Source organism: Corallococcus sp. AB049A, assembly GCF_003668885.1.
GTDB lineage: Bacteria > Myxococcota > Myxococcia > Myxococcales > Myxococcaceae > Corallococcus > Corallococcus interemptor.
Genome location: NZ_RAWL01000678.1, coordinates 1 through 2,727 on the forward strand (window position 1 = coordinate 1; position 2,727 = coordinate 2,727).

General features: G+C 70.6%; 3 protein-coding genes. 2 read left to right on the forward strand and 1 reads right to left on the reverse strand.

The window, feature by feature from the left end; genetic code table 11:
- Nucleotides 1-113 precede the first annotated feature (113 nt).
- Nucleotides 114-923 carry a dienelactone hydrolase family protein gene (locus D7X55_RS38150; protein WP_233610320.1) on the forward strand — a complete coding sequence of 270 codons (810 nt, stop codon included), beginning with the start codon at nucleotides 114-116 and terminating at the stop codon, nucleotides 921-923.
- A gap of 16 nt (nucleotides 924-939) precedes the next feature.
- On the opposite strand, the gene D7X55_RS38155 is transcribed toward D7X55_RS38150, so the two are convergent.
- On the reverse strand, nucleotides 940-1,629 hold the full coding sequence (locus D7X55_RS38155) for a response regulator transcription factor (RefSeq protein ID WP_120548106.1): 690 nt from the start codon (nucleotides 1,627-1,629) through the stop codon (nucleotides 940-942).
- A 235-nt stretch (nucleotides 1,630-1,864) separates the two neighbouring features.
- On the opposite strand from D7X55_RS38155, the gene D7X55_RS38160 reads away from it, so the two are divergent.
- The coding region (locus D7X55_RS38160; RefSeq protein WP_147470385.1) for a protein-glutamate O-methyltransferase CheR at nucleotides 1,865-2,727 on the forward strand (863 nt) is incomplete at its 3' end.

The window sequence follows — 2,727 nt, forward strand, 5'->3', positions numbered from 1 at the left end:
GTCCTACGCTGGACACCCTGGACCCTCCGGCAGGTCACAAAGGGAGGGGCAGTGCTCAGACTGTGTCTCAGCCAGACGCGGTAACCAGCCAAACGCAGACGGGAGGAGCCTGTATGCCAGGTCCCCGGTCACGAACGGGGTTGAAGGCGGTAGGGCAGGACCACGGGTGGGAGGACGCGCGGGAGTCGCAAGCGCGGCGTGGTGGCGGTGGCTCGACGACGGCGCGCACGCACCTGGAGCGCGAGGTGATGGTGCCCGTCGATGATTCCGTCCTCGTCCGGGGGCGGCTGGCGGTTCCCTCGGGGGCCCGGGGCATGGTGGTGCTGGCGCGCGGCAGCGACAGCAGCCTGGAGAGTCCCCGGCTCGCGCAGACCTCGCGCCTGTTCCAGGCCATGGGGCTGGGCACCCTGCTGATGGACCTGCTCACCCGCGAGGAGATGGAGGAGCGCAGGACGCGGCAGTTGCGCTTCAACGTGGGCCTGTTGGGCATGCGCATGGCGGGCGCGGCCCGGTGGCTCCATCGCGAGTCCCCCACCTCGGGGCTGCGCGTGGGCTACTTCGGCGCGCACACCGGCGCGGGCGCGGCGCTGTCCGCCGCGGCCTTCCGGCCTGATCAGGTGGACGCCGTGGTGTCTCGCGGCGGCCGTCCGGACCTGGCGGGCGCGGTGCTGCCCAAGGTGCAGGCCCCCACGCTGCTCTTGGTGGGCGGCGCGGACACGCTGGGCCTGGACATCAACCGCCGGGCCTACGAAGCGCTCCGCGCCGCCAAGCGCATGGACATCATCCCGGGCGCCACCCACCACTTCCAGGAGGACTCGGAATTGGAAGAGGTGGCCGAGCTCGCCGGGGAGTGGTTCCTCCAGCACCTGGGCGGCCCCCAGGAAGCGCTGGAGGAAGGCGCGGAGGAGGCCTCCGCGCCCTGAAGCACCCCGGGCCGTCTCAGGCCAGCACGGGACGGGTCACGCCCAGCTCGCACGCCAGCACCGCGAGCTGGGCGCGGTTCTCCGGCCCCAGCTTGCGGTAGATGCTGGTCAGGTGCGCCTTCACCGTGCGCTCGGTGATGCCCAGGTGCGCGGCGATCTTCAGGTTGTCCGCGCCAGCGGCCACGTAGCCCAGCACCTCGCGCTCGCGCAGCGTCAGCCGCGACAGCGCGGAGGCCGGCACCTGGAAGTCCTCCAGGTGCATCGAGTGGGCCTGGAGCATCTCCACGGGCAGCAGCCGCTCACCGCGCGCCACGCGGCTCACCGCGCGCACCACGTCGTCCACGCCCACGTTCAGCTTGCACAGGTAGCCCGCCGCTCCCGCCTGGAAGCAGCGCTCCACCACGTCCGGCTCGCGGTGTCCGGACAACACCAGTGCGCGCACCTGCGGATGGAAGTCGTGCAGGTACTTCAGCGCGTTCAGGCCATCCTCCGCGCCCTCGCGGCCCACGTGCTCCAGCCGCAGGTCCACCACGGCCACGTCCGGCGCGGCCGCGCGCACGTTGGACAGGAACGTGCCCGTCTCCGCGCACCGGGCCACCACCTTCATCCCCGCGCTTTCCAGTAGGGCCACCAGGCTCTCGCGGAACACCTGCTGATCTTCCAGCAGTGCCACGCGGATCTCCCGCCCCGTTGAGTTCAGCTCCATGGATGGCACCCTTGCCCTCCCATCTTTCAGACATCACCCCCTGGGAAGGGACGCCCAAGGTATGCCATCCCGCCGCCCCCTGTGAAACGACTCCCGGCGTAGCCGTCACACGGAAGGAGGCCAGCGAACGTTTCACGGTTCCTGACCCGGACGAGGAGTATGGCCAGCAATGCTCCTCCGGGAGGGGGAATGCAGGTCTTGCCCGGTTAGCACCCGCTGGGCTACGTCCCTCTGTATGGCTCCCAAGCCTCCACGTGACAGCGAGCTCGAAGCCATCCTGGAGAAGGTCCGCCAGGTGCGGAACTTCGACTTCCGCAATTACAAGCGGGCCACGCTGCAGCGGCGCATTGAGCGGCGGATGCAGGCCACGCGCTGCCGCAGCCGGGCGGCCTACCTGGCGCTGCTGGAGCGCGACCCCACGGAGGTGAGCACGCTGGTCTCCTCCATGCTCATCAAGCTGACGACCTTCTTCCGGGACCGGGAGGTCTGGCAGGCGCTGGAGCAGAGCGTGGCGGAGCTGGTGCGCCAGCGGCCGGACGCGGAGCTGCGCATCTGGAGCGCGGGCTGCGCCACCGGTGAAGAGGCGTACTCGCTGGCCATCATCGCCGCGGAGGCGCTGGGGCCCGGCTACCCCGGCGCGGAGCTGAAGGTCTTCGGCACGGACGTGGACGAGGACGCCATCGCCACCGCGCGCCGGGGCATCTACACGCCGGAGCAGCTGGAGAACGTCTCCCCGGAGCGGCTGTCGCGCTTCTTCGTGCGCACCGGCAACAGCTACACGGTGCGCAAGGAGATCCGCCGGGCGGTGGTGTTCGGCGTGAACAACCTGGTGTCGGACGCGCCGGTGTCGCGCATCGACATCATCCTGTGCCGCAACGTCTTCATCTACCTGGACTCGGAGCTGCAGAAGCGGGTGCTGGCGCGCTTCCAGTTCGCGCTGCGCCGCAACGGCCTGATGGTGCTGGGGCGCTCGGAGCTCATCCCCTTCGCGGCCCGGCTCTTCCGGCCCAGCGACCTGGCCCGGCGCATCTACCGCAAGGACGGCCAGGCGGAACTCACCAGCACGACGCAGGACCGCCTGCCCCCGGAGCCCACGCC

Excerpts from the sequence above, each read along its gene's own strand:
- D7X55_RS38150 (WP_233610320.1), top strand. The coding sequence starts at position 114 with ATGCCAGGTCCCCGGTCACGAACGGGGTTGAAGGCGGTAGGGCAGGAC.
- D7X55_RS38155 (WP_120548106.1), bottom strand. The coding sequence starts at position 1,629 with ATGGAGCTGAACTCAACGGGGCGGGAGATCCGCGTGGCACTGCTGGAA.